Annotated in this window: 25 protein-coding genes and 1 other annotated feature; of the genes, 4 read left to right on the top strand and 21 right to left on the bottom strand. The window is 30.0% G+C overall.

Features of this window, described 5'->3' with window-relative positions; translation table 11 throughout:
* Positions 1–126: 126 nt before the first annotated feature.
* Both cysK and AXY43_RS17945 read right to left on the bottom strand, forming a co-directional pair.
* Entirely contained in the window at positions 127–1,038 is a 912-nt protein-coding gene (gene cysK, locus AXY43_RS17950) for a cysteine synthase A (RefSeq protein WP_011967925.1), read from the bottom strand.
* Positions 1,039–1,138: 100 nt separating this feature from the next.
* Positions 1,139–1,428: a binding site (T-box leader), on the bottom strand.
* Between the two features lie 181 nt (positions 1,429–1,609).
* Positions 1,610–2,857, bottom strand: coding sequence for a magnesium transporter MgtE N-terminal domain-containing protein (locus AXY43_RS17945; RefSeq protein WP_023973672.1), 1,248 nt, complete (start codon positions 2,855–2,857; stop codon positions 1,610–1,612).
* A 560-nt stretch (positions 2,858–3,417) separates the two neighbouring features.
* Between AXY43_RS17945 and AXY43_RS17940 the strand changes: the two genes are divergently transcribed.
* On the top strand, positions 3,418–5,421 hold the full coding sequence (locus AXY43_RS17940; protein WP_105411907.1) for a YgiQ family radical SAM protein: 2,004 nt from the start codon (positions 3,418–3,420) through the stop codon (positions 5,419–5,421).
* A gap of 172 nt (positions 5,422–5,593) precedes the next feature.
* Here the strand turns inward: AXY43_RS17940 and AXY43_RS17935 are convergent, their stop codons facing one another.
* Positions 5,594–6,259 carry a hypothetical protein gene (locus tag AXY43_RS17935; protein WP_017212512.1) on the bottom strand — a complete coding sequence of 222 codons (666 nt, stop codon included), beginning with the start codon at positions 6,257–6,259 and terminating at the stop codon, positions 5,594–5,596.
* 51 nt (positions 6,260–6,310) lie between these two features.
* Positions 6,311–7,189: a YegS/Rv2252/BmrU family lipid kinase gene (locus tag AXY43_RS17930; RefSeq protein ID WP_011967921.1), complete on the bottom strand. Its 879-nt coding sequence runs from the start codon at positions 7,187–7,189 to the stop codon at positions 6,311–6,313.
* 296 nt (positions 7,190–7,485) lie between these two features.
* Between AXY43_RS17930 and pssA the strand changes: the two genes are divergently transcribed.
* On the top strand, positions 7,486–8,013 hold the full coding sequence (pssA, locus tag AXY43_RS17925) for a CDP-diacylglycerol--serine O-phosphatidyltransferase (RefSeq protein ID WP_011967920.1): 528 nt from the start codon (positions 7,486–7,488) through the stop codon (positions 8,011–8,013).
* Between the two features lie 68 nt (positions 8,014–8,081).
* Here pssA and AXY43_RS17920 read toward each other — a convergent pair whose 3' ends face one another.
* From AXY43_RS17920 to AXY43_RS17865, 14 genes are all read right to left on the bottom strand, one after another.
* Positions 8,082–8,426 carry a hypothetical protein gene (locus AXY43_RS17920; protein WP_011967919.1) on the bottom strand — a complete coding sequence of 115 codons (345 nt, stop codon included), beginning with the start codon at positions 8,424–8,426 and terminating at the stop codon, positions 8,082–8,084.
* An 85-nt stretch (positions 8,427–8,511) separates the two neighbouring features.
* Positions 8,512–8,868, bottom strand: a complete 357-nt coding sequence (locus tag AXY43_RS17915; protein ID WP_077867740.1) for a hypothetical protein — start codon at positions 8,866–8,868, stop codon at positions 8,512–8,514.
* An 11-nt stretch (positions 8,869–8,879) separates the two neighbouring features.
* Positions 8,880–9,422, bottom strand: a complete 543-nt coding sequence (locus AXY43_RS17910; RefSeq protein WP_011967917.1) for a rubrerythrin family protein — start codon at positions 9,420–9,422, stop codon at positions 8,880–8,882.
* Between the two features lie 149 nt (positions 9,423–9,571).
* The gene (locus AXY43_RS17905) at positions 9,572–10,942 is read right to left on the bottom strand and encodes a SpoVR family protein (protein WP_077867739.1); all 1,371 of its coding nucleotides are present in this window, start codon (positions 10,940–10,942) and stop codon (positions 9,572–9,574) included.
* 4 nt (positions 10,943–10,946) lie between these two features.
* The gene (gene yhbH, locus AXY43_RS17900) at positions 10,947–12,119 is read right to left on the bottom strand and encodes a sporulation protein YhbH (protein ID WP_011967915.1); all 1,173 of its coding nucleotides are present in this window, start codon (positions 12,117–12,119) and stop codon (positions 10,947–10,949) included.
* 8 nt (positions 12,120–12,127) lie between these two features.
* The gene (locus AXY43_RS17895; RefSeq protein WP_023973680.1) at positions 12,128–14,050 is read right to left on the bottom strand and encodes a PrkA family serine protein kinase; all 1,923 of its coding nucleotides are present in this window, start codon (positions 14,048–14,050) and stop codon (positions 12,128–12,130) included.
* A gap of 457 nt (positions 14,051–14,507) precedes the next feature.
* Positions 14,508–14,645, bottom strand: coding sequence for a CPC_1213 family protein (locus tag AXY43_RS28050; RefSeq protein ID WP_017212516.1), 138 nt, complete (start codon positions 14,643–14,645; stop codon positions 14,508–14,510).
* 86 nt (positions 14,646–14,731) lie between these two features.
* Positions 14,732–15,157, bottom strand: a complete 426-nt coding sequence (locus AXY43_RS17890) for a hypothetical protein (protein WP_039770298.1) — start codon at positions 15,155–15,157, stop codon at positions 14,732–14,734.
* Positions 15,158–15,311: 154 nt separating this feature from the next.
* Positions 15,312–15,458 (bottom strand): hypothetical protein, encoded by a 147-nt coding sequence (locus tag AXY43_RS28045; protein WP_011967911.1) that lies wholly within the window; start codon positions 15,456–15,458, stop codon positions 15,312–15,314.
* A 114-nt stretch (positions 15,459–15,572) separates the two neighbouring features.
* Positions 15,573–16,613 (bottom strand): NADPH dehydrogenase NamA, encoded by a 1,041-nt coding sequence (gene namA, locus AXY43_RS17885; RefSeq protein WP_039770299.1) that lies wholly within the window; start codon positions 16,611–16,613, stop codon positions 15,573–15,575.
* Between the two features lie 116 nt (positions 16,614–16,729).
* Positions 16,730–17,476, bottom strand: a complete 747-nt coding sequence (gene larB, locus AXY43_RS17880) for a nickel pincer cofactor biosynthesis protein LarB (protein ID WP_023973683.1) — start codon at positions 17,474–17,476, stop codon at positions 16,730–16,732.
* Positions 17,477–17,560: 84 nt separating this feature from the next.
* Entirely contained in the window at positions 17,561–18,370 is an 810-nt protein-coding gene (larE, locus tag AXY43_RS17875) for an ATP-dependent sacrificial sulfur transferase LarE (RefSeq protein ID WP_023973684.1), read from the bottom strand.
* 55 nt (positions 18,371–18,425) lie between these two features.
* Positions 18,426–19,832, bottom strand: a complete 1,407-nt coding sequence (gene larC / locus AXY43_RS17870) for a nickel pincer cofactor biosynthesis protein LarC (RefSeq protein ID WP_105411906.1) — start codon at positions 19,830–19,832, stop codon at positions 18,426–18,428.
* Positions 19,833–20,015: 183 nt separating this feature from the next.
* Positions 20,016–21,173 carry an aldo/keto reductase gene (locus tag AXY43_RS17865; protein WP_105411905.1) on the bottom strand — a complete coding sequence of 386 codons (1,158 nt, stop codon included), beginning with the start codon at positions 21,171–21,173 and terminating at the stop codon, positions 20,016–20,018.
* Between the two features lie 307 nt (positions 21,174–21,480).
* On the opposite strand from AXY43_RS17865, the gene AXY43_RS17860 reads away from it, so the two are divergent.
* The gene (locus AXY43_RS17860; RefSeq protein WP_065416017.1) at positions 21,481–21,849 is read left to right on the top strand and encodes a MerR family transcriptional regulator; all 369 of its coding nucleotides are present in this window, start codon (positions 21,481–21,483) and stop codon (positions 21,847–21,849) included.
* A 218-nt stretch (positions 21,850–22,067) separates the two neighbouring features.
* Here the strand turns inward: AXY43_RS17860 and AXY43_RS17855 are convergent, their stop codons facing one another.
* Together AXY43_RS17855 and AXY43_RS17850 are read right to left on the bottom strand one after the other, a co-directional pair.
* Entirely contained in the window at positions 22,068–22,826 is a 759-nt protein-coding gene (locus tag AXY43_RS17855) for a LytR/AlgR family response regulator transcription factor (protein ID WP_105411904.1), read from the bottom strand.
* Between the two features lie 27 nt (positions 22,827–22,853).
* Entirely contained in the window at positions 22,854–24,047 is a 1,194-nt protein-coding gene (locus tag AXY43_RS17850; protein WP_105411903.1) for a sensor histidine kinase, read from the bottom strand.
* A gap of 219 nt (positions 24,048–24,266) precedes the next feature.
* On the opposite strand from AXY43_RS17850, the gene AXY43_RS17845 reads away from it, so the two are divergent.
* A complete protein-coding gene (locus AXY43_RS17845) occupies positions 24,267–26,063 on the top strand; it encodes a carbon starvation CstA family protein (protein WP_105411902.1) in 1,797 nt (598 codons plus the stop codon).
* 100 nt (positions 26,064–26,163) lie between these two features.
* Here AXY43_RS17845 and AXY43_RS17840 read toward each other — a convergent pair whose 3' ends face one another.
* A complete protein-coding gene (locus AXY43_RS17840; RefSeq protein WP_105411901.1) occupies positions 26,164–26,844 on the bottom strand; it encodes a peptidylprolyl isomerase in 681 nt (226 codons plus the stop codon).
* Positions 26,845–26,919: the final 75 nt, after the last annotated feature.

The raw sequence follows: 26,919 nt of genomic DNA, 5'->3' as shown, positions 1-26,919 counted from the left end.
TCTATAGTTTTCAGTAGAGCTTTTCACATATACAATTATTAATAGAACTTCATTAGTATCTTAAGTTAAATCAATTGTTTCACTGTTAATTGCTGATGATTAATAAAACTTTTATAGTTAAATTAATTAATCATATAATCCCATAGATATATACTTTTCTCCCCCATCTGGAGCAATAGCCAATACCTTTTTACCTTTTCCAAGTCTTTTTGCAACCTGTATTGCTGCATATACAGCTGCACCTGAAGATATTCCAATCAATACGCCTTCATTTTCAGCAAATGCTTTTGCTGTTTTAAATGCATCTTCATCTCTTACTTGTAGTATTTCATCTACATATTCCTTATCATAAACTCCTGGAACAAATCCTGCCCCTATACCTTGAATTTTATGACCACCTGGATTTCCACCACTTAAAACTGGTGAATTTGCTGGTTCAACTGCAAATGCTTTAATATCCGAATTCTTCTTTTTTAAATTTTTAGATACTCCTATCACAGTTCCACCACTTCCAACTCCTGCAACAAAGGCATCTAAATCTGGAATGTCTTTATATATTTCTTCTGCTGTTGTTTCATAGTGCTTTTCTGGATTAGCTATATTTTCAAATTGTTGAGGGATAAAAAATCCTTCTCCACTTCCTATTTCTAGAGCCTTTTCTATAGCTCCCTTCATCCCCTTAGATCCTTCAGTCAATATCAGATTTGCGCCGTATGCTTTTATAAGATCTCTTCTTTCCTTACTCATTGTTTCTGGCATTACTATTGTTACACTATAACCTTTCAATTTTCCTATAAGTGCGAGTGCTATTCCTGTATTTCCGCTTGTAGGCTCTACTATTGTTGCCCCTGGCTTTAATACTCCTTCTTTCTCAGCTCTTTCGATCATTCCTAACGCTGCTCTGTCTTTAACACTTCCACCCGGATTAAATTTTTCAAGTTTTACGTATATATCTGCACTATTTTCGTCCTTAATTAAATTATTAATTTTTAAAATAGGTGTATTTCCTATTAACTCTAATCCTCCATTATAAACCATATTATTATTCTCCTCCTCAAACTTCTACTAATTTTAGTATATCTTTTTACATTCTTTTTATATTAAATATAATAAAAAAACTTCATCCTCCATAAAAAATTATAGAGACGAAGTAAATTTCGCGGTTCCACTCTAATTGGATTAAATAACTAATCCCTCTCAATTTTGATACTTAAGATATCATATCACTATAACGGGTGATCCCGGAAAATCATACTAAAAAATATATCAAAAAATCAATGGATATACTATCGCTCCATTTTTTAATATATTTAATTTCAAATTTCAACTCCAAAGAGCACTTCACATAAATTCTAGATAAAAAGTTCTCAGCATCCTTTTCTCTCTGTAAACTTCCTTTATGCTACTTTTCTTTTTCATAGTTTTTAATTCTTAGTGTTTTGATAGGTTTTATATTATAATTATATTCTTTCTAAAAAAAAAGTCAATACTTTTTAAAGTTTTAATTAAAAAGTGTTGACTTTCTTAAATATATAAAAACAAGTATTCCTGATAGGTAAATACTAAAACTAAAATATTCTTTTTATTAAAAATTTAAATGATTTATGTTCTAATTTTTCTTCTTCCAGAGTGGATACAAAAATTCATCTATTAAATCATGAATAATTACTATTCCAATTAATTTTTCGTATTCATCTACTACTGGCACTGAATTCAAATCATATTTTGAGGCAACCTCTATAGCTTCGCTAATTTCATCATCATGCCTTACACGTGATACAGAATAGTCCATTATTTCTCTTATCTTCAACTCACTATCACTAACTATTAAATCTCTTAAAGATACCACACCTTGAACACGTTCTTCTTCATCCGTTATATAAATATAATAAATAACTTCTTCATCTGGTTTTGTTTCTTTCAATATCTCAATAGTATCTCCAACTGTAATATCTAGATTAACAGATATAAATTCTTTACTCATTATACTACCAACAGTTTCATCCTCATATTGCAACAATTCCTTAACTTCATCTGCATCTTCTTTTTCTAAATTTACTAATATTTTTTCTCTTTCCTCTTCATCTAAATCATCTAGCAAATCAGCTATCTCATCATTAGGCATATTTTCTAGCACTTCTACAGTTTTGCTGTCAGATAATTCCTTAATTATTGTCCCCTTATATTCTGAATCTATTTCCTCTAATGTATCGGCTGCTAAATCCTCATCCAGCGATTCCAACACTTGTTTTCTTGAGTTTGTATCTAGATTTTCTAATATATCTGCAAGGTCCGCTGGATGTAGAGTTGACAATTTTTTATATGGTATGGATAATTTCAAATTATTTTCAACCATTTCCAAGGATTCAACATCATCCCATCTTAAAACTTTATCTTCTAACTTCTTTCTCATGATCCCGTATATGAATTTCATAATACCAGCTATTTTTAGTCTTCTGTATCTCGCTAATTTTCCTGTTTCAACTCCAATAACTCTGTATTCTCCTGCAATTTTTGCGATTCTCAAATCATTAACCCTTACAACTTGTTTTCCATTTATATCAACTATCTTTTTATCTAATAGATTTTCTGAAAGAAGATAACTATACCTCATCGGTAATATTTCTTTACTTCCTCTTGTTGTGATCTTAATTTTACCATCCCTATTTAAAAATTCTATATATCTAAACTCATAATGAAAGGCTACTCCGTCCTTTTTAAGCTTATACCCAATTATTCTAGGATATCCATCCTCAGTAGTCACATAAATGTCTCTTAGAGTTCCTAAAACATCACCAAACTCGTCATAAACTTTTTTATCTAGAATGTTAGTATATAGAAATATAGATAATTCCATCTTAATTATTTCCCCCCTACTTCTGCAGAAAGAAAATCCTTAAGTAAAATTAGTATTGTAACTAAATTGCATCTACTTATATCTTTTAAGGCAAGATAAAAGATTTTCCTTCTGAATATATTTAGTTTTTGCCATATTATAGTTTATATTCTGAGGTCCTTCCTCCATCTTTTACACCGCCCTGTATATCTTCACTTAGTTATAATTTACTACTATCTCTAATTATTATATTACATAGAAGTAAAAAGGCAATAATTTTTTGTTTTGATTTATCTTTTAAACACATAAAAATTTCTTTAATTAATCCTCAATTTGTAAATTATAAATATTTCTTTATGAGTTGCATTGAATTTACACTACACTTGCCTATTGATATTGTTTGTAAACTAATTATTGTTATGTTAATATACTTTAAGAATAAGCTTTAAAAGCTTATTCATTTGACTTTTTAATTATTTATTACGTTAGTATAATATCCCAATATAGCGATCTTTAATATACGTAATTTTAATATAAATATGCTTTAAGTAAAATAAATTAAGAATTGGAGTTAATATTATATGAAGCTTTGTAAAGAATTCTTACCTATTAGTAAAGAAGACTTAAAAAAAAGAAAAATTGACCAATTAGATTTTATTATTGTTTCTGGCGATGCTTATGTAGATCACCCTTCTTTTGGTACTGCTATTATAGGCAGAACTCTTGAAGCACAAGGTTTTAATGTTGGTATTATAGCTCAACCTAATTGGCATAGTTCTGAGGATTTCAAAAAATTAGGTAGGCCTAAATATGGTTTCCTAGTTAATTCAGGGAATATAGATTCTATGGTTAATCACTATACAGCCGCAAAGAAAACAAGACGTGAAGACTTATATTCTCCTGGAGGAGAGGCTGGCCACAGACCAGATAGATCAATAATTGTTTACTGCAATAGAATACGCGAAGCTTATAAAGATGCAGCTATTGCAATCGGAGGAATAGAGGCAAGTCTTAGACGCTTTGCTCACTATGACTACTGGGATAATAAAGTTAGAAGAAGTATCCTTGTAGATTCTAAAGCTGATTTATTGATGTACGGCATGGGCGAAAAAACCGTTGTTCAAATTGCAGAGTTATTAAGATATGGAGCAAATATTAAAAATATAACAAGTGTTCGTGGGACTTGTTATTTGACTAAAGATATATCTAATATTAAAAATGCAGTTATAGTCCCTTCATTTGACGAAGTATCTACGGATAAGGAAGCTTATGGTGAAGCTTATAAATTAGAATACTACGAACAAGATTCTATAAACGGTAGAACTATAATTCAACAATACGGTGATAGATATTTAGTTCAGAATCCACCTCAAGAAAACTTAACTCAAGAAGAAATGGATATGACATATGATTTACCTTACACAAGAACCTATCACCCTATATATGAAGAAAAGGGCGGCATACCTGCAATACAAGAAGTTAAATTTTCTATAACAAGCCATAGAGGCTGTTTCGGCTCATGTTCATTTTGTGCGCTAACATTTCATCAAGGAAGAGTAATTCAGAATAGAGGGCAAGAGTCAATAATTGACGAAGCAAAGCTTTTAACGACTTTACCTGACTTCAAAGGATATATTCATGATATTGGAGGTCCTACTGCAAATTTTAGACATAGAGCTTGTAAGAAACAAATAGAACACGGTACTTGCAAAAATAAACAATGTATGTTCCCTAGCCCATGTAAAAACTTGATAATAGATCATACTGAGTATCTTTCTCTATTAAAGAAAGTTAGAAAACTGCCTGGAATAAAAAAGGTATTTATACGTTCTGGTCTAAGATATGATTATTTAATACATGATAAAAATGATGCATTTTTTAAAGAATTATGCGAGCATCATATTAGTGGTCAGTTAAAGGTTGCTCCAGAACATGTAGTTCCAAAAGTATTGAATCAGATGGGTAAACCAACAAGAGAAGTCTATGATAGATTTGTTAATAAGTATTTTCAAATTAATAAGCAAATAGATAAAAAGCAATTTTTAGTGCCTTATTTAATGTCATCTCATCCAGGTTCTGATATAAATGCAGCAATAGATTTAGCATTATACATTAAAGAGATGGGATATACACCTGAACAAGTGCAAGATTTTTACCCAACACCAGGAAGCTTATCAACAACAATGTATTATACTGGATTCAACCCAATTACCGGAGAAAAAGTTTATATTCCCAAAACACCCGAAGAGAAAGAAATGCAAAGAGCTTTAATACAGTTTGCTGTTCCTAAAAATTATCAAAAAGTAAAGAAAGCTCTACTTAAAGCTCACAGAGAAGACCTAATTGGTAATAGTAAAAACTGTTTAATAGGCTTTGCTCCTGGAAAACTAGGCTATCAAGGTAAGCATAAATCAAACAATAGTCCTAGGAATAACTCAAATAAAAATTCAAATGTTAGTAGTAAAATATCTAATGAAAAAAATTCTATGAGTAATGCTAAGAATAATTCAACTAATAGCAATAAAAAACACTCAAATAAACATTCATCTGATAATTATTCAAATAGAAGAAAAGGAACCATATAAAAGAAAGGATACTTAGTTGCTTGATATTGCAACTAAGTATCCTTTCTGTCTATTAACCGTTAGCACATATTACTATTATTCAAAAAAATCCTCTGCACACTTATAACAACTTACCTTAGTATTACCTGCTATTTACATATTCTAAAGCGCGAATTCGTACTCAATTCATTTCCTATGAACGATAATTGTTCTTTGGCAATATTTTAAAGCCCTTTAATACTAAATTTATGATTATAAGAAATAACATATCGCCAATTACCGAATAAGGGAAGAGTTTAATTCCACCTAAGATAATAATATCCTCTATCATTACTATTAATATTGCTATAATTATAAACCATATTCCCTTCTTATTTGCATATGGTCTATCCAATAAAATTACATTTAGTATCAGTAATGCACCAAGTAGTATTAGCGAAAACAAAAATAAAATAGTTTCCTTATCTATCTGTAAGATAAATCCATATAAATAATTTACCTGAACTGTCAACTTTGAAGTTTGCATTATTACAGCATAAATAATACATACTGTTGCTGCAATAACATATGTTCCACCAAAATTCAACTTCTCAGATCTTAAATAAACATAGCTTACAGCTAGCACTATAAGAGGCACTGATAGATGATTCAAAAATATTATTGGTTTTAAATAATATATTATTGTACTATTCTTGAGTATACACAATAAAAATAATGCTATATGCCTTAATAAAAATAATGTAATTACTAATGCCAAATATATTTTTATTTTCTTTGGTGAAACCTCAAGATTCTTTCTTATAAGTGAAATTGACAAAAAAATTATAAGTAACAAAAATAAATAATATGCAAAATTCACAAATTACGCTCCATTCCATATTCCTGTTACTTATATTTATTACTGTCTATCTTATTTTATACCTAAAAGTTTAATTCCACCCTTAATACATTGAACCCTCAATGGAAAATCAGGCCCTCTTTCTCCATCAATATCTGTAACAATGTCTTCTGGAGATTCTATATATAAATCATCTGTTTTAAAATAAACCACTTTATCCGAATCTAAATGCTCGCCTTTTAAAAGCTTTATAAAAAGTGGTATTAGCTCTATTATTTGTATAGCCTTAAATATTATTACGTCGAGTTTTCCGTCTGTAACTTCTGCTTCTGTAGCTAAGTTAAAGTTTCCAGCAGTTTTACCATTAAAAACCAAAAGCAAATACATCTCTCCGTCATAATCACATTCTTTAGATGATAATTTTATCTTTAACTTTCTAAAGTTAGGTAATTCTTCAAGACCTTTTAGATAATATGCTAACTTCCCTATTGTATTTTTTAAATTTACATCAGTTTTTTGAGATACATCAGTGAAAAGTCCTGAGCTTGCTACATTTATAAAATACTTCTCATTTATTTTTCCAACGTCAACAGCTACTGGCTTTGAGCTTAATATTTGCTTACATGCTTCTTCTATATCATTTGGCATATTAATAAACTTTCCAAAGTCATTTGCAGTTCCAACTGGTAATATACCTATAGGTATATTTATGTTTTTATTTTTCATAGCATTTACTAAAGAATCCACTGTTCCATCTCCACCAGCTATTAAAATATAGCTATAAGTTTCATCTATTATATCTAATGCCTCTGCTAAATCTTTACCTTTTTGAATTCTATATGGCACTACTATTAATCCTACTTCTTGGTGTAGTTTTATAATGTTGTCTAATTCGCTTATTATACTATTTTCTCCTGAGTATGGGTTGTATATGAATCTAACCTTTTTCATAAATTAACCTACCTCCAATAAATTTTCTTAAATTATTATTTATATACATAAAAAATAGCCTTAAAATAATTCTTAATACAAAATTATAATTAGCTCTAAATACATATATTAAATTCCTATAAATATTTACATATAATACCTTTGTCATAGAGTTTATTATATCATTTTACTTACTTAATGTCGATACTAGATAATCTTAATAAAAACTTAAAGTTAATTTTGCACCTTATATTATTTTCATTTATGTGCTATAATAACTCTTTGTAAGTATTTTTTATAATTTTAGGAGTGATTTTATGAGGAAAAGTTGTATTCCTAATGTATTTACCTTTATTAATTTATCTTGTGGAATTATATCTATATTATCAGTAATGAATGAAAAGTATGCAATATCAGGTGCATTTATTTTATTAGCAGGATTGGTAGATAGATATGATGGAAGAATAGCTCGTTTTTTAAACGTTTCTAGTGAATTAGGTAAAGAATTAGATTCTTTAGCAGATTTGGTTTCATTTGGAGTAGCACCATCTATATTAGTATATATATTATTTAATCTTGAATCTTTTGGCCCTAAAGGATTATTTGGATTTATAGTTTTATTACTATTTCCAATTTGTGGTGCCTATAGATTAGCTAGATTTAATACTACTGATTTTGACGGCGCTTTTACTGGTATACCAATAACAATAGCAGGTTGCTTTATGGCATTCTTTTCATTAATTATATTTAATTTTAATATTACACCATCGATTTATCTTGTCGTTCTTTTGATGATCCTTGGTTCATACTTAATGGTAAGTAAAATTAAATTAAAGAAATTTTAATTATAATTCATAATAAAAAACTCTATCCTAAAGTTTCAAGATAGAGTTTTTTTGTTTAGTTTTCATCATTATTCTTCTCTTTCTGAGTTTTGAAAATTCAATTCATTATCTATTTCAGTAAATATCTTATCTTTCTCTGTACTTACTGTAATATATTCATTTTTAATCTTGCAATACTTTAGATAAGAACCTTCGCATCGTTCTAAAGTACTTATCAACTTATCTATTAATTCACCTACATTTTCAACTCTCTCTAGTGCTTTCTTAACTTCACTTTTCTCTGCTAAATTTACACCGTATAGTTCTGATGCTCCAGCAATTAATAGTCTATAAACATCCACATAATTCTTTAATAATACACTTAAATTATCGATATCTTCATATTGTTTTTTAGCTAAATCATTAAATCTCATAATTAATCCTTTACAAAAAATTAATACTATCTAAATAAAATATTTGTAGTTAATCCCTAATAAGTGACTAACTACAAATAATACATTACATTCTTAATGTTTCACCATCAGCATATTCATTATCTATATCGTTAAATATATTGTTAGAGCTATAATGTTCTTCTTCACTTTCAACTATATCATCAAACTTATATTTTTCATGGCAAGGTTTTTGAAGCAAATCTTCATCTAAATCTAAAAACATCATTCCTTTGTTTGAAATATCTTCATCATGGTACGTGCTCATCTGAAACATTTTATTTTCTTGCGGCTTTTCACTAAGAGTCATACTTTCATCAATCTGAAAATACTTAAACTCCAAACTTCTGTTAATAGGCTTCTCTTTCAAACCCTCTACATAAACCACAGGAACCACAAATTCTTCAGGATATTCATAAATCATATGTTTTCCCCCTACTTACAATCCTCATTACATAATCTTCTAAAATATGCTCTTGGATATCTACATAATGGGCATTTCATAGGTGCTTCCTTACCTTCGTATATATAACCACAATTTAGACATATCCATTCTTCTTCTCTATCTGATTTAAACATCTTACCTTCTTTGAGTTTTTTAGCTAAATCTAAAAATCTCTCCTTATGATGTTCTTCAACTTCTTGAAGTTCTTTATAAAAATCTGCAATATCATCAAAACCTTCTTCTCTAGCAATTTCTTCAAATTCTTTATAAATTACCTTACTTTCTTCAGATTCGCTAAGTGCAGATTCTATCAAATTATTTTTTGTATTATTAATCCTATCTAAATATCTTCTAAATACTTCTCTTGCATGCGCTTTTTCATTACCTGCAGTTGCTTCAAATACCTCTGCAACATAGAGGAAACCATCATCCCTAGCTTTCTCAGCATAAAAAGTATATTTATTTCTAGCTCTAGACTCTCCTGCAAATGTTTTAAATAAATTTCTTTCAGTTTGACTACCTTTTAAGTTCATCTTTGTCTCCCAAAATATTACTTTCTCTCATATATAAACTATTCATTTTATACTTTTGGTTACCTCATAAGTTAACTCATAATGATGAAACATGCTTATTAGCTTAAATCATAAAATATTGTTTATTACTTTTTTATAATTCCGATCTTTTAGGATACAATTATCTTCTTTTCCTGATTACAAGTTAAGATTACTTCTTGCTTATCGCTTGATTTAGTAATTAGCCTAACATCATGCCCCCATAATTCTTGAACGTACTTCAACGTTTCCTTTGCATAAGAAAGCTCAAGTGGTCTTCCGTCGAAAACATTTTCTAGGGTCAATGTATAATTCTTCTTATTCAAATCAACAACTCTAATATATGGTATATTCCCCATACCAGCAGTATAACTTAAAGTATCTCTAATAGTTTTCCAGCCAGTTTCATCTGAAATTTCTTCAATGACAACATCAAAAGTTCTTTGATTATATTGAAATAAATTTAATTCTTCGCACAATTCTTTAGTTAAATAACGTCGTAAAAATGAAGAATCTCTTTCAATTTCTCTTACTTCAAATATTTTTTCCTTTCCGTATCTTTTTTCAATATCTTCAAATACTTTGAAACCAACATAATAAGGATTTAACCCGCCTATAGCAGGAGCTATTACATCATTATGCCTTTTCAAGAACTCTAAATGTAGTTCTTGTGGCAATTCTAATTGTTTTAAAATATTATAGTGTGTATAGCTTGCCCATCCTTCATTCATAATTTTAGTTTCAATTTGAGGAATAAAATATTCTGTTTCTCTCTTAACAATTCTTAATACTGTTTTCTGCCATTCTTGTAACTGACCATAATTTATTATAAATCCCATGAGATCATCAACAGGTTCCAATGGAATCTTATCTAAATCTGGTAAACTAATTTCTTCATAAGGATCTAAAATATCTCTATTTTCTTTTTTGCGTTCATAATCTTTTAAAATATTTTCTTTAATCTCATTGTTAGTCAGTTCCTTAACTCCAACAGTTCTTTTAGATTGATACCTTATCGCATGACCTGCATCTAGTATTCTTTCAACTTCCGAGTATCCAATACTTGGATCATCAATATAATTTCTTATTATTTTGGCATCTAAATTAAACATTTCTAAAGTATATTTAGCATTAGTTCCTTCTTTAAATAATCTGTTATTTCTGAAGAAGTCATTATGCCCATATACATGGGCCATTGTTAATATCTGTAACAATAACGTATTATCCTTCATTAAATATGCTAAACAAGGATCTGAATTAATAACCATTTCATAAGGAAGGCCAGTAAGATTTAAAGAATAAAGTGTTTTACTTTTCTCATAAGATTTACCAAAACTCCAATGTGGATATCTTGAAGGCATTCCAACATAAGCTTCATATCCAATCATCTCATTAAAGCCTATAATTTCAAATTCTTGAGGATAACATTCTAGCCCATATTCCTTAACCTTTTTCTCTATTTTCTCATTCCACTTTTCAATATCACTAAAGCTATATTCCAATTTCTTATTCCTCCTTTAACTCCTTCCTAAGCATAATCTTAAGTGCATCCCATAAGTCCTTCTTTTCTTTTATAATTACAGGAACAAATTTTTCATTAGTGATCTCTTTTTTGAACTTATGATACATTGTAGTGGTATATGTGGATGGTAAAAGTTCTGCATAGCCGAACATATTGCTAACCTCACATATATCTTTTACCGCTGCAACTGCTTTTTCATTATCTTCAGACCAGTTATCTCCATCACTTGCGTATATGCTATATATATTCCATGCTGCCGGAGGATACTTCTCTTCAATCACCTTTAATGCCTCATTAATGCCACTAGATATATAAGTACCACCAGATTCAGACTTATGGAAGAATTCGAATTCATCTACTCTCTTTGCAACTGTAGTATGATATATAAATTCAAATGCTATATTGTTATATTTTCTTTTTAGAAAAGTTGCCAACACGAAAAAATAAGATCTTGCTAAATATTTTTTAGTCACATCCATAGAACCAGAAGCATCCATGATAAATAGCATTACTGCATTGCTATCTTTTTTAGGTTTTAATTTAACCCTATAGTACCTAAGATCCTCCTCTCTAAAAGGAAATCTTTCTAACTCTTCATCACTTTCTAATTCCTTTAAAGCTCTCTTCTTTCCCTGTTTTCTTGCTATCTTTGACATAACTGTTTTCTTTTTTGCAAGTCTTGGTCTTATTCCATGAGTTTGATATCCTCTCTTCTTGCCGCTAGTTTCAGTAACTATTTCTGAATATTTTTTTTGATCCAAATTAGGTAGGTTAAGATCTTCAGATATATAGTCCATTAGCTCCTCGAGAGTGATTTCTGTTTCATATATATCATCACCCTCTTCATTTCCAGCTCCCTGGTTTCCTTTGGCCAATTTCTTATTTCCATTTCCTAATTTTTCTCCCCTTTTTTCGTTACCTACTCCACTAGCCACTCCCTTAGAGTTCTTTCCATAGACGAATTGATATTCCTTAATTCCTTTAATTGGTATCTTAAATTTTTTGTTTTTACTCTCTCCAACTATACTCTCTTCTGATAATATATCTCCCAAATTTTCTTTTATTGATTTTTCTACAAGTTGCCTATGCCTTCTTCTATCTTCTATGGATCTGTCGTGATCAATTTGATTGTTAGTGTAATCTCTAAATATTGCCATAAGCTAATCTAATCCCTCCATAAGTTATTAGCTGCATATTTTAAGATTACGTCACAACAATGAAGACAATATCCGTTTCTTTTCATTTCTTCAACCATAGAATCATATTTCTCTGCTTGTTCCTTATCCCTAACCTTTGATTTAGTTATGATTCTTGATAAATCTTTAACTGAAGCTGTTAATTTCTTTTCTATTGCTTCCTTCAAAGGCTCATAAGAAGTATAATCTAATTTTCCGCCTTTCCTAACTATATAGAACATATATGAAGTCACATCTGATCTAAAGCCTTTAGCTGATGCGGCATATACACCTATTTGCTCTTCTATGCTTCTCATAAATTCTTCATCTGGATTAAGTTCTTCACCAGTTGAAACATCTTTTATCTTAGTCTTATTTACATATGCCTCAGCATTATCTATATAATTGTTAAATAAACTCTCAGCTTGTTCTCTAAATGAGTGAATAAATGCCTTTGTAATTTCTCTTTCAAGAATTTTATTATATTCTTTTCTTATATTATCCTGAATAAAGCCTAAATACTTCTTTTTATCATCTGCTGCAATATCTAGTTCTCTAACAGATTTTATTATACTTTCCATTATACTAAGTGGATTTATGCAATCATATCCTGACTCAGCAAGTGCATTATCTATTGCTTTTATGATAAATCTTGTACTTATTCCCTTCATGCCCTCATATTGACCGGCTTCTTCTCTAAGTTCTCCAATATCGATCTTCTTTGTAGTTCCTTTTTCAACAATCTCTTCTCCATTGTAGATCTTAAGTTTTGTCACCGCGTCTACTTTAGCTGAAGGTGTTAACCTTGAAAGTATTGCAAACATCGCTGCGATTTCAATAGTATGTGGCGCTATATGCGCTTTAAAATTGCTCTTCTTTAATATTTTTTCATATATCTTAACTTCTTCATCTAGTTCTAAGCAATATGGAACTTCAACTTTTACAATTCTATCTAAAATTGCTTCATTTGTATGATCTGATTTAAATTTATTCCATTCTGCCTCATTTGAGTGAGCAACTATGACTCCATCAAAGTAAATCATTGAACCCTTACCTGGAGATGGTACTGATTTTTCTTGGGTTGCAGTAATTATTGTATGAAGATATTCAACATCATTCTTAAATACCTCTATAAATTCTACTAGTCCACGGTTACCGACATTAAATGCTCCATTTAGAGAAAAAATTCTTGGATCATCTTCAGAGTACATATCCATCTTAGAAATATCAATTGATCCTGTTAGTATTGATGTATCTTGATTATTAGGATCAACAGGTGGAACTACTCCAATTCCTTTTCTTGATCTAATAGAAAATCCTGTTCTTTCAACCGGAAAATCTTCATAAACTCCCTTAAGTTCATTAACAAGTTTATACCTGCATACTGGGCATAAATCTCCTTCGATTTGTACTCCTAACATTTCCTCAAATTTTGGTCTTAAATGCTTTGGAATTAAATGAAGAGGTTCTTCATGCATTGGGCATCCCTTTAATGAATAAACTGGTTCACAACTTTCTAAAGCTGATTTTAAACTCTCAACTATTGAAGATTTACCTGCTCCTACTGGACCAACAAGATATAATACTTGCCTTGATTCTTCACCTTTCATGGCTGCTGATTTAAAATAACTTGCAAGTTTCATTATAACTTTATCAATTCCGTAAAAATCATTTTTAAAAAAGCCATATTTTCTTATTAAATCATTTCCATAAATTTTTCTTACTCGAGGGTTTTCTTCACCTTTTAACTCCTCTACGCCTTTGCTCATAATCATTTCATAGATTCTTTTATGCGCAAGATTAACAACTTCTGGATTCTCCTTAACAATATCTAAATATTCTAGAAAACTTCCTTCAAACTTTTGGGTGTTAGACTTTTCTCTATCTGTTTCTATAAATTCTTTAAAGTTCATACTCATAAACACTCCTCCTCCTTTATAACTAAAATATATTCAATTAAACAAAGACATTATGACTACTTTTTTCAAATACTTACTGTTTAATTCCTATTAAATAAAAACCTAAACAATAACCATACAAATTTATCACTAAGTGAGTGTTATTTCATAACTTTATTAAATAACATCCATATAATAATTTTGTTTTTCCCTGTAGCCTGTCTAATATATAGATATTTTGATATTTCTAATTAATAACTAATTATTAAATAAATTAATAATATTTCAAATTTATACCTTAAAACATTAAATTCTTTTGCACTAAAAAAGGAATATTTTAAGTTTTTTATACTCAAAATATTCCTTCTTTAACTATTAAATTGTATATATTATACAATTCACATTTCAGAAATCATTCTGAAATATAACTATATAATATATACAATCGCGCCTATGTTTAATTTCTATTTTATTAGTCAAAAGTTCTTGGAGTAAATTCAGAATCTTTCGCTTTTGGCTCACCAAAAACTGATTTTACGCTTTCTGCTTGTGGATTATGATTTAAAGTCTTATGTTTGCTTGTATGTTTCTTTTTCATACTGTTGTCCATTTATATCACTCTCCTCTTCCTATTGACTCTTTAATATTATGTGTATTTTAGACTGTTTTATGCTGGCTAATGTTGTATATATATATTTAGTTTTCTATAAGTTCTTTTATATCATCAACTGACGCACCTATTGTAAATATTATATTTTCATCAATTCTTAATTTACTTTCATTTTCGTTAATTTTTATTTTGTTGACAGTTAAGTTATTCGGACGTAATTCTTTGTATCTAGTACTTGATATATCTATATCAAACTTTTTATCTTTAGCGCCTGTAATTTTTATTACAGATCCATGCTCATTACCATCACGCTCTACACTTATATCTATAATGTTGTCTTTTCCATTGCAGCCACAGTTTGAATTATTTGGATACTTTAAAACATTAGCATTACCAGTTATTGTAGCCCATCCACCACTCAAGGCTAATTTCACTAATATGTTCAAATCATATTTATCCTCTATTTTCTTTAAAAGTTTTCCTAATTCAAATATTGTTAAATCTAGTTTCATTCTATAGTCTCCTTTGCTTATGTAATATACCATCTATTATAATTGCTTTTATAAAAAATTAATAATTTAATTTCCCTCTATCTATATACTTGTTAATATAAAATATAAAGGATATATCAAACAGATAAAAACATTTTGATATATCCTCTTTATATTATAGGTGATCCTTTTCTTTATGTGGAGGCGCACCTATCTTTTTTCCATCAATAATGCCTAAATCCGCATTATTTTTAGGATCTATTTTTCTACGTTCAGCATTAGATTTAGGTCTATCTTTTATTCTGTTTTTGTTATTATCCATATGTATCACCTCATTATTATGGTGTACATTTAAATTCATTTTATACTGCTGGCTTTAAAATTAAAATTTATTCAAATAATTATTAATAAAATTAACTATTGCCAATTAATATGGTTATCTATTATTCCTGAACTTACCTCTTTCATATTGCTCAGGCCATTTTACCTCACCATCTAATTTTGAATCAGCTTCAAGCGGCCAGTATGGTTTTCTTAAAAGAATTCTTCCTAAGAAAACCATATCTGCTCTATCATTTTGAATTATTTCCTCTGCCATATAAGGCGATATAATAAGTCCTCCAGCCATTACAGGAAGTCCTGTATTTTCTTTTATTATCTCTGCAAGTTTTATCTGATATCCTTCATATACCTTAATTGGAACAGGAGTTGGTGCAACGCCACCTGAGCTTACATTAATTATATCAATTCCTTCTTCTTTAACCAAATTTATTATTTTAGCCAAATCCTCTGGATGATTTCCTTCATTTAAATAATCTTCAGCACTTATCCTAAGTATTATTGGTTTTTCCTTTGTCCACACTTCTCTAACCGCTTTTACTACTTCTTTTAGAAATCGCGCTCTATTTTCTAAGTTTCCTCCATATTCATCATTTCTTTTGTTGGTAAGAGGAGATAAAAATTGATTTATTAAGTATCCGTGAGCACCGTGGATCTCTATAATATCATATCCTATTTCAATACACCTTTTAGCAGCACTTTTAAAGGCATTTATTACTTCATTTATATTCTCTTTACTCATTTCCTTTGGAACTTTATATTCACTACTAAATGCTTCAGCACTAGGTCCTATAATCTCAAGATTCTTTATTTCACACTTTCTACCTGCATGACCAAGTTGAATTCCCATAACCGCACCTAGGCTTTTACATGTATCAACTATCTTCTTTAAGCCATCTATTTGTGAATCATTCCATATTCCTAAATCTTTATCGCTTATTCTTCCTCTACTTTCAACTCCAGTTGCTTCTTGGATTATAAGTCCTACTCCGCCTAAAGCTCTTGTAGCATAATGTATTTTATGCCACTCAGTGGCTATTCCATCTTCTTTAGCTGTATACATACACATAGGCGCCATAACAACTCTATTTTTAAATTCTAAATTTTTGAGTTTAAAATTTGAAAAAAGTTTTGACATATAATTCTCCTCCCTTGTGTTTTTATATTTATGATGTTAATTCTATTCTTTCCTAATTAAACAATTGGATACTGAATTTTAAATATTAATTACCCATATAAAATCATTGTAAAAAACTACAGCTTATTAATAATACTAGCATTATATGCCGCCCCGAAACCATTATCTATATTAACTACGCTAACACCGCTAGCACAGCTATTCAACATAGATAATAAGGCTGCAATTCCTCCGAAATTAGCACCATATCCAACACTTGTTGGCACTGCTATTACTGGCTTATCTACAAGTCCTCCTACAACACTTGCTAAGGCACCTTCCATTCCGGCAATTACTATAACAACTTTTGCGCCCCTAATAACATCCAATTTTGAAAAAAGTCTGTGTATCCCTGCAACTCCAACATCAGTTATTTTTTCAACTCTATTGCCTAATATACTAGCTGTTTCAAATGCCTCCTCCACAACAGGCAAATCAGAAGTACCTGCTGCAACAATTGCTATATAATTCTCCGTAAGAGGTTGTTCATTTTTCCTAATAGTTATTGTTCTGCCAAGTTTATTATATTTTGCTTCTTTACATATTTCTTTAACTGCATTGTACATTTCCTCATTGGCTCTCGTTCCTAATATATTATTGTTTTTTGTAAGCATAAATTTTACAATATCTCTAACCTGCTCTACAGTCTTACCTTCGCAGTATATTACTTCTGGATAGCCAACTCTAATTTCTCTATGATTATCTATCTTCGCGAAACCCAAATCTTTAAAAGGTAGATCTTCTAACTTTTCAAGTGCCTCATCTACATTCAACTTGTTATCTTTAACACTTTCTAACAATTCTTTAATTTCTTCTTTGTTCATTAGCTTTATCCTCCTAAGATTTTCTCTGCTAACTTCTTACACCGCTTTAATTAATCTTCAAAATATTCTTATTTATTTTTGATTCTATTCTTTTTTCACTATAGTTTCATTAAAACTTCCTACTCTATAACCTTGTAAGTCTAATGTCACATATTTAAATCCGCATTCTTTTATTTTTTCAGCAATAGTATCTAAAAGCTCTTCATTAAATAATTTACTTCTATCATCCCTACTTACTTCAACTCTCGCTAAGTCACCGTGGCATCTTACCCTAACAGCTCTAAAACCTATACTCATCATATACTTTTCTGCATTTTCAATCTTTTCAAAATCTTCTACTTTCAGTTCATTTCCATAAGGTATCCTTGTCAAAAGGCAAGCATAAGGCGGCTTATCCCAAGTGTTAAGTCCCAATTCTTTAGAGAATGCTCTTATTTCTGCTTTAGTTAATTTACACTCTAATAGCGGGCTTTTTACTTCTAGTTCTTTTAACGCTTTAAGACCTGGTCTATAATCACTTATGTCATCAAAATTTGTCCCATCAATTACACAATTATAACCTTGTTCTTTTGCTACATTTAATATCATAGTGAATACAGCTGTTTTACAAAGATAGCACCTATCCTCCGGATTAAATTTAATTGAATCAATAATTGGAGCCTCAATAATTTCATGTTGAACTCCCAATTCCCTTACCAATTCTCTAGCCTCTGCTATTTCCCACTTAGGAATGTAAGGTGATAAAATCGTTACTGCCTTTACATTGTCTCCAAGAGCTTCTTTAGCTACTCTAAGTAAGAATGTGCTATCTACTCCCCCTGAGAATGCTAAAACTACTTTTCCTAATCCTTTAAGGTATTTCACTAGTTCACTATATTTATCATTATTAATCATCTATCTCTTCCGCCTCTCACCAATGCATTTCTATTTTCTTAATTTGATTTTAGAATTACTCATTATAAATATTCGAAGTTTGCTTATAAACTTCCCTATACACCTTTTCCATAGTTATGTTATTCTCTTTTGCAATCTTTTTACATTCCTCATATTCCGGCTTATATTTAACTAAGTTACCTTTATAATATGATTTCTTGATTGTTACTTCTCCATACTGAGTTTCTACCTTTGAAAACTCTCTATTTAACATTATTTTTTCAACTTTATATTTTCTTACGCCTATAGATGTCGTCTCTTCAAAAACTATGTCCAAAATATCTTTTTCTATTTTTTCACTAATTAATACACTTAACTTTATTCCTGGTCTTCCTTTTTTCATGAATATAGGAGTTTTAAAAACATCTAATGCTCCTGCATCAAAAAGCTTTTCTTCGATATATCCATAAAATTCTGGATTCATATCATCTATATTAGTTTCCAATATATACTGTTCTTCTATCTTCTCTAAGCTATTGTCTTCTCCTAAGTAAACTCTCAAAACATTAGGTATATCTAGATCTCTATGTCCAATTCCATATCCAATTTTCTTTATAGAGAAATCTATTTTCGAAGTAAATTCTTGAACATTTTCAGCTAGTATCGCAGCTCCTGTAGGCGTAGTTGTTTCAAATTGAACTACCCCAACATTTATTGGAATGCCTTTTAATATTTCTACGGTCGCAGGTGCTGGAACTGGCATGAGACCATGAGCACATTTTACGAATCCGCCACCAACTTGAACATGAGATGCCATAATCTTATCAACTTTTAAATAATCTAAACAAATAGCAGCTCCTACTATATCAACAATTGAATCAATGGTGCCTACTTCATGAAAGTGTACTTCATATAATGTTTTGCCATGTACCTTTGCTTCTGCTTCTGCTACTCTCATAAACATATTTAAACTTAAATTCTTAACTTTTTCACTTAAGTCACTAGAATTTATTATATTCTCTATATCTTTTAAGTTTCTATGATGATGCTCGTGATTTCCTGAATGGCTATGAACATGAGCTTGTTCGTGATTATGTGAACAATCATGTTCATGGCTATGTGGATGATTGTGTTCATGATTATGTGAAGCATCTTCACCATGAGAATGATTATGATGATCGTGCTCTTGATCATGTACGTGAGAGTGACTGTGATCTTCTATAATATCAGTACTACAACGCTCAAAATCTTTATATCCTATGTTATCTACATTATTTGCTTCATCTTTTAATATAACATCTACTCTTGTTCCTGTTATTCCAAGTTTCTCAGAACTGTTAATTTGTATATCATATTCAGAATTTAAATTAAGCTTTGAAATTTCTTTAAATAAATATTCTTTAGGAACTCCTAAGTTCAACATCGCTGCCAGATTCATATCTCCACTTATACCGCAAAAACAATCGTAATATAATATTCTCATTTAGCTCACTCCTTAACTCATTTGTATGATTTTAATAAATTTATTTTTATCTATATAATGTTATATCTTCTTAATTATCGAAAAAATACTCTTTTGAATTATATAAATTTTTTTCTTCTTTTGGAATGTAATCATCTTTTTTCAACTGTCTAGAAACTATTTTGTGAATTGTAATATTTTACTTTATGCAAATATTGTTTTAACATTTTTTAATTCTTGACGAATCTTGATTGCTTGAGGACAATGGCTTTCACACTTACCGCATTCAACACATTTATCTGCTCTTTCTGATGGTGCTACTCCATTATATCTTTCCTTAAGTTCTTTTTCTGTTGCTGGAGTAACGAATATATTATACTCATTATATAATGTAAAATTCTTAGGAATATTTACGCCTGCTGGACATGGCATGCAATACTCGCAAGCTGTACAATTAACTTTTATTCTTTCTTTAAATGCTTTTTTAACATTAGCCATTATTTCTAGCTCTTTTTCTGTTAGTGAATTTGGTAAAGCTTCACCTGCCACTCTAATATTTTCAGTAACATTATCCATTACATTCATACCACTTAGTACTACAGATACCTCTGGATGATTCCATACCCATCTTAGTGCCCATTCGGCTGGAGATCTCTTAATTTCTGCTTTATCAAATGTATCAGTAACTACATCTGGAAGATTTCCAACTATTTTTCCACCTCTAAGCGGCTCCATGATAACAACTCCAAGACCTCTATCTGCTGCATATTTTAAGCCTTCAGTTCCGGCTTGGAAGTCTTCATCTAAATAGTTATATTGAATTTGACAGAATGACCAATCATAATAATCCACTATCTCTTTAAAAACTTCTAACTTATCATGAAATGAAAATCCTGCATATCTTATTCTTCCATCTTTAATTGCTGAGTTTAAAAATTCATCTATTCCTAACTTCTTTAAATTTTCCCAGGAACCTTTATTTAAAGCATGAACTAAATAGAAATCTATTCTATCTGTTTGCAATCGCTCTAATTGTTCATTTAAATATTTATCCATATCCTCTCTAGTCTTAATTGCCCAACTAGGAAGTTTTGTAGCTAAATTCACCTTTTCTCTATATCCCTCTTTTAAGGCTCTACCTACAAATGGTTCACTTTCCCCTCCATTTCCCATTCCTGTTCCATGGTAAGGGTATGCAGTATCAATATAATTAACTCCTTCATCAATTGCGTGGCGAATCATTTTTGTAGCTTTTTCTTCGTCAATTTTAGTAGTATCTCCATCAATAATAGGTAACCTCATACAACCAAATCCTAGAACTGAAACCTTTTCATTTGTCTTTCCAAACCCTCTATATAACAAAGTAATTCCTCCTTAAAATAGATAATTTATATGATAAATTGTTCTATATATATTTTACATCTTATAGTTAACTCTAAGTCAACATATTTTGGAAAAATAAACGCTAAAATGAAAAGTTAATTTCGTTATTGCAGCACTAAAGTCATTGTTCTAAAATTAAAAAGTAATTTTTATTTATAATACCATATTCATGATTTATAACTTTTCATTTTAGAAACAATTTTTTGATGCAATTTTACAAATGCTTACTCTTAGAGTATACTCTAAGTTATAAAATACATCATGCAGTTTAAAGGAGGGTAATACTATGGGATACAGTATTGCTGAAGTTGCTGAAAAAACACATTTAAGTCCACACACTCTTAGATATTATGAAAAAGAAGGTTTACTTCCATTTGTGGATCGCAGTGAGTCAGGCAACAGGGATTTTAAAGAAAAAGATTTAGAATGGCTTGAACTTATTTGTTGTTTAAAAAATACAGGTATGCCTATAAAGCAAATCAAAGAATATATCCAGTTATGCCTTAAAGGTGATAATACTATTGATGTTCGTAGAGAAATATTTATAAAACACCGTGAAGAAGTTATTAGCCAAATAGCTGAATTACAAAGAAATCTTGATAAAATTAATTACAAAATTAATTTTTATAATTGCGCCTGCAAAAAGACTGTATAGCTGAGATAATACAGAACTTTATATAATAATTAGTCTAAATAAAGGATAATATCGGCAAGATTACATACAAAGATTATCCTTTATTTAGACTTTTTCATAAATTACAAATGAGTAAATTAATATTTTGTTCAATAAATTTATCTAATTCCTTAATTTAAAAACTCAATTTTAATTAATATTCTTCTAAAATTTATATACTTCTAAAACTGGAGCTAGTACTAAAGTCCTAAAATAATCTTTATTTCCTTAACATGAGATCTGCTCACCGGTATTTCATTATTTTCATTATCATCAATAATTAACTTATAAGTACCGTTAAACCAAGGGTAAACTTCTTTAACTTTTTCAAGATTAACTACGTAACTCCTGTGGCATCTAAAAAAATTTGTTTTCTCCGTTAGCTCTTGTAAAGTTTTTGTTGTACAATAAATCTCTTTATTAGTCTTAACATAATTCCTCTCTCCCTCTGAATAAAAGAAGGAAATTTTGTTAATATCGATAAGAATTATTTTTCCATTGTTCTCACACGGGATTTTCTTCAATGCTTGTTTATTTTCAAGCTTACTTAATATATTAATTATTTCATTTTCATTTCTATTACTAATTGTATTTAACGCACAATTTAATAATTCCGCTATTCTCTTTTCATCATATGGCTTTAGTATATAATCATAAATTTTAAGTTCAAAAGCCTTTATTGCATAAGTATCATATGCCGTTAAAAAAATTAGAATTATATCCGGAAATATCACTTTTACCTCTTCTGCCAATTTTATTCCGTTTTTTCCCGGAATATTAATATCAATAAAAGCAATATCTGGCTCCTCGCTTTCAATTAAAGTTAATGCGCTTATTCCATCATATGCTTGCCCTACAACTTTAAATCTGCCATCCTTAGATATTATGTATTTTAATTCATCGCTGGATATTGCTTCATCCTCAACTATTGCTACTTTTATCTCATCTAGTAATTTCAATTTAATTCCCCCCATTAATTATAATAATTATTTTGGAATGTTAAAATTAACACTACTTCCATTATTTGAACTTACTATATTTAAAGAGTAACTTTCTCCATATAATAATCTAAGTCTATTGTTGATATTTTTAAGGCCAAGTCCAGTTGATAAAGATTCATCTGCATTTTCAAAGCCTACCCCATTATCACTAATTTCAATACTAACGTCATTTTCATCATTTCTAATAGAAATTGTTACTATACCACCATTAATTTTTTTCAGTATTCCGTGCTTAATTGAATTTTCCACAATTGGCTGAAGTACAAGTATTGGGAATTTTATATCTAGTAAATTATCATCTATTAAAAATTTCACTTCTAGTCTATTTGAGAATCTAGCTTGTTCAATTGCTACATAAGCCTTTATCAAAGCCAATTCTTTTTTTAATGTAGAAAAATCTCCTTCTATTTCTAGCGTAGCTCTAAAATAATTTGAAAGATTTAATATAAGTTCCCTTGCCTTTTCTCCATCAGTTCTACAATATGCACTTATCACATTAAGAGAATTAAATAAAAAATGAGGCTCTATTTGTGCTTTTAAAGCCTTTAATTCTGCTACTTTATTTTCTTCTTTTAATTTTATAAGTTTTACTTCACCATCAACCAATTTTTTTGAGCTTTCAATTACCATAACTATTAAAAATACACCAATAGAATTTATAAGTATCATTGATAATGCTATTGTTTTCTCAAGCTCTATCGCTGAATTTATATCTTTAGAAAATATTAATATGATTATCATTTGAGTAATTTCTGCGACTACTGCTGCTAACCCTGCAACAGCTGGATTTAGGCCCTTTTTCTTAAATAATATTCTAAATCCTCCACCTATTGCACCTTCTACAATTGTTGATAATCCGCAAGCTAACGCCGTAAATCCTCCAAACGAATACCTATGCAATCCACTTATAAATCCAACTATAATTCCAATAACAGGTCCCCCTAAATATCCTGCAACTATTGCTCCAACTGGTCTGCTATTTGCTAATGATTGATCTTTTATATATATTCCAAAATAAGTTCCTAAAATAGCAAGGAGTGAAAATATCAGAATCATCATTATGTTATCTTTTCTATCAAACTTGTCCTTAACGAAACACTTCATAATATTAGTCTGTAATATTACATATATAAATATTGTTATAAGTGCCATTCTCTCTAGCATATTCACCATCAACATGCTATCACCTCCCTTTTACCTCTATATACATAAATTATACTACTATGTAATAAAATCTCAATTTTTACTTCCTTTATATAAAAACTTACTGCAAACCGCCTCAATATTTTGTTAATTCATCCACTAAATATAGCATTTCACATGCAAAATATAGTCACTATTTACTTCTGATGTTAGATTATATATGTAAGAAAACATTTACACAAAGGGGATGTAGATATGAATTCTATTGTTTTAGTTATCATTGGTGCTTTAATTCTAATACTATCATACAGATTCTACGGTGCTTTCATTGCTGCAAAGGTATTGGTTTTAGACGAATCTAAAAAAGTTCCTTCAGAAATATACAATGATGGCAAGGATTATGTTCCAACAAATAAGTGGGTTCTGCTAGGTCATCACTTTGCGGCTATTGCAGGAGCTGGTCCTCTTATCGGACCCGTTTTAGCCGCCCAGTTTGGTTACCTTCCTGGTACGCTCTGGATATTGATTGGTTCCGTTGCTGCAGGTGCAGTTCATGACATGATAATGCTTTTCTCATCAGTTAGGTTTAATGGTGAGTCCATAGCAGAAATTGCAAAGTATACATTAGGAAAAAGAATTGGCTTTATTACTTCCATTTCAGTTATCTTCATATTAATAATTACAATGGCGGGTCTTGGCTTGCCAGTCGTTAACTCACTTTATAATAGCCCTTGGGGTACATTTACAGTTGGAGCTACTATTCCAATCGCAATTTTTATAGGAATTTATTTAAAATACATTAGACCTGGTAAAATAGGTGAGGCTACTATAATAGGTATGGCTTTAATAATGCTTGCAGTTATCTTTGGACCACAAATTGAAGGTACAACTCTTGGTAATTTTTTGACTCTTGATACTAAACAACTATCTGTAATATTAGTAATCTATGGATTCTGTGCTGCGGCTTTACCTGTATGGCTATTATTATTACCTCGTGATTATCTAAGTACTTATATGAAACTTGGAGTTATTGGTGCTTTAGTTATCGGTATAATAATAGTCAGACCAAATTTAGAAATGCCTGCACTAACTCAATACGTTCATGGTGGTGGTCCAGTTGTTAGCGGTAAAGTATTTCCGTTTTTATTCATAACAATAGCCTGTGGTGCGCTATCTGGGTTCCATTCACTTATTAGCACTGGAACTACTCCAAAACTAATAAAGAGCGAAAAAGATATTCTTCCAATAGGTTATGGTTCTATGTTACTTGAGGCTTTTGTCTCCCTAATGGCATTGATTGCAGCTACCTCATTGCCTACAGCTGACTATTTTGCCATAAACTCTTTGCCAGAAGTTTTTGATAAATTAAATTTGGTCCCAAAAGATTTAGGAATGCTCGAATCACTTGTTGGTGAGAAACTTGCTGGAAGGCCTGGTGGATCTGTATCTCTAGCCGTTGGTATGACATATGTATTCCAAAAGCTACCTGGTGCATCAACCTTAATGTCTTATTGGTATCATTTCTGTATAATGTTTGAAGCATTATTTATTTTAACAACTATAGATTCAGGAACAAGAATAGGAAGATATTTATTACAAGATCTTTTTGGCAAAATGTGCAAACCACTTGCTAAAAAAGATTCTAAATTTAATCTAGTATTTTTCAGTGCATTAATGTCACTTAGCTGGGGAGCCTTACTTTATAGTGGTAACATTTCAACTATTTGGCCTCTATTTGGAGTCGCCAATCAAACTCTTGCCGCAATTGCTTTTGCAATCGGAACTTCTGTACTTATAGAGATGGGCAAGAAGAAATATACCCCTATAACAATATTACCTATGATATTTATCGCTATAACAACTTCAACAGCTTCTATTGAAAATATCTTTAATAACTATATTCCAAATGGTAAGACTACATTAACCGTGTTATCAGTTATAATACTTGCTATGTTAATTATAATCCTATATGAATGTATTAAATCTTGGAAAAATAATTGGAATAAGCATCCCAGTGATAAAATAAACTCCATTACTCAAGCTATCCAATAAATGCCTGATAAAATTTTAGTGGAGACTTATATGATTAATATTAGTCATATAATTCTCCACTAAATCATTTATTCTTAGATTATAAGCTACATTTATAAATTTACTTTTTATTCGGTTCTTTGTATTCAACACCTTTTGTATCAACAGTTATTGATGTAATTACAACATCCTTTTTAGGTGCATCAGCAGAACTAGTTTCTACATTTTGAATTTTATCTACTATATCTAACCCTGATATTACTTTTCCAAAAGCAGCATATTCTCCATCAAGATTTGGTGCATCTCCTGACATTATAAAAAATTGACTTCCTGCACTGTTAGGATCTTGTGCTCTTGCCATAGATAATACTCCTTTTGTATGCTTTAAACTGTTTGCAAAACCATTAGAAGTAAATTCCCCTTCAATTGAATAACCTGGCCCACCGGTTCCATTTCCTTTAGGATCTCCTCCTTGGATCATAAACCCTTTAATTACTCTATGGAATTTTAAATTGTTATAAAAGCCTTTATTGGCTAAATATATAAAGTTGTTAACAGTATTAGGAGCAATTTCCGGATATAATTCAGCTTGAATTTCTCCGAATCCTTCTACTTTTATAGTAGCTATTGGCAGGTCCTTACTATTTCCTGATGGAGTTTCCTCATTGCTTTCACTTGTTTTAGAGGAATTATCTGCTTCCCCTTTTCCATTGCTAGCATTTTTATTTCCGCAACCTACCAATAAAAATATTCCCATTATAATTGTTATAAAAACAAAACTTTTCTTCTTCGTGATCCTCATAACTTTTTCCACCTTTTATGTATATTTTAACAGCTTAAGTATATCATAATTCTCTATATTACTTAATATTTATTA

Origin of the sequence: Clostridium sp. MF28, assembly GCF_002969175.1 — a bacterium.
GTDB classification, from domain to species: domain Bacteria; phylum Bacillota; class Clostridia; order Clostridiales; family Clostridiaceae; genus Clostridium; species Clostridium beijerinckii.
The sequence above is the reverse complement of the archived record's forward strand: the minus strand, read 5'-3'. Positions and strand labels throughout refer to the sequence as shown.

Excerpts from the sequence above, each read along its gene's own strand:
- larB (WP_023973683.1), bottom strand. The coding sequence starts at position 17,476 with ATGAACAAAGAAGAAATTAAAGAATTGTTAGAAAGTGTTAAAGATAAC.
- namA (WP_039770299.1), bottom strand. The coding sequence starts at position 16,613 with ATGTCAAAACTTTTTTCAAATTTTAAACTCAAAAATTTAGAATTTAAA.
- pssA (WP_011967920.1), top strand. The coding sequence starts at position 7,486 with ATGAGGAAAAGTTGTATTCCTAATGTATTTACCTTTATTAATTTATCT.
- AXY43_RS17910 (WP_011967917.1), bottom strand. The coding sequence starts at position 9,422 with ATGAACTTAAAAGGTAGTCAAACTGAAAGAAATTTATTTAAAACATTT.
- AXY43_RS17850 (WP_105411903.1), bottom strand. The coding sequence starts at position 24,047 with ATGTTGATGGTGAATATGCTAGAGAGAATGGCACTTATAACAATATTT.
- AXY43_RS28045 (WP_011967911.1), bottom strand. The coding sequence starts at position 15,458 with ATGGATAATAACAAAAACAGAATAAAAGATAGACCTAAATCTAATGCT.
- larC (WP_105411906.1), bottom strand. The coding sequence starts at position 19,832 with ATGAGAATATTATATTACGATTGTTTTTGCGGTATAAGTGGAGATATG.
- AXY43_RS17890 (WP_039770298.1), bottom strand. The coding sequence starts at position 15,157 with ATGAAACTAGATTTAACAATATTTGAATTAGGAAAACTTTTAAAGAAA.
- yhbH (WP_011967915.1), bottom strand. The coding sequence starts at position 12,119 with ATGGCAATATTTAGAGATTACACTAACAATCAAATTGATCACGACAGA.
- larE (WP_023973684.1), bottom strand. The coding sequence starts at position 18,370 with ATGATTAATAATGATAAATATAGTGAACTAGTGAAATACCTTAAAGGA.
- AXY43_RS17895 (WP_023973680.1), bottom strand. The coding sequence starts at position 14,050 with ATGAACTTTAAAGAATTTATAGAAACAGATAGAGAAAAGTCTAACACC.
- AXY43_RS17915 (WP_077867740.1), bottom strand. The coding sequence starts at position 8,868 with ATGATTTATGAATATCCTGAAGAATTTGTGGTTCCTGTGGTTTATGTA.
- AXY43_RS17930 (WP_011967921.1), bottom strand. The coding sequence starts at position 7,189 with ATGAAAAAGGTTAGATTCATATACAACCCATACTCAGGAGAAAATAGT.
- AXY43_RS17920 (WP_011967919.1), bottom strand. The coding sequence starts at position 8,426 with ATGAGATTTAATGATTTAGCTAAAAAACAATATGAAGATATCGATAAT.
- AXY43_RS17845 (WP_105411902.1), top strand. The coding sequence starts at position 24,267 with ATGAATTCTATTGTTTTAGTTATCATTGGTGCTTTAATTCTAATACTA.
- AXY43_RS17840 (WP_105411901.1), bottom strand. The coding sequence starts at position 26,844 with ATGAGGATCACGAAGAAGAAAAGTTTTGTTTTTATAACAATTATAATG.
- AXY43_RS17940 (WP_105411907.1), top strand. The coding sequence starts at position 3,418 with ATGAAGCTTTGTAAAGAATTCTTACCTATTAGTAAAGAAGACTTAAAA.
- AXY43_RS28050 (WP_017212516.1), bottom strand. The coding sequence starts at position 14,645 with ATGGACAACAGTATGAAAAAGAAACATACAAGCAAACATAAGACTTTA.
- cysK (WP_011967925.1), bottom strand. The coding sequence starts at position 1,038 with ATGGTTTATAATGGAGGATTAGAGTTAATAGGAAATACACCTATTTTA.
- AXY43_RS17945 (WP_023973672.1), bottom strand. The coding sequence starts at position 2,857 with ATGGAATTATCTATATTTCTATATACTAACATTCTAGATAAAAAAGTT.
- AXY43_RS17860 (WP_065416017.1), top strand. The coding sequence starts at position 21,481 with ATGGGATACAGTATTGCTGAAGTTGCTGAAAAAACACATTTAAGTCCA.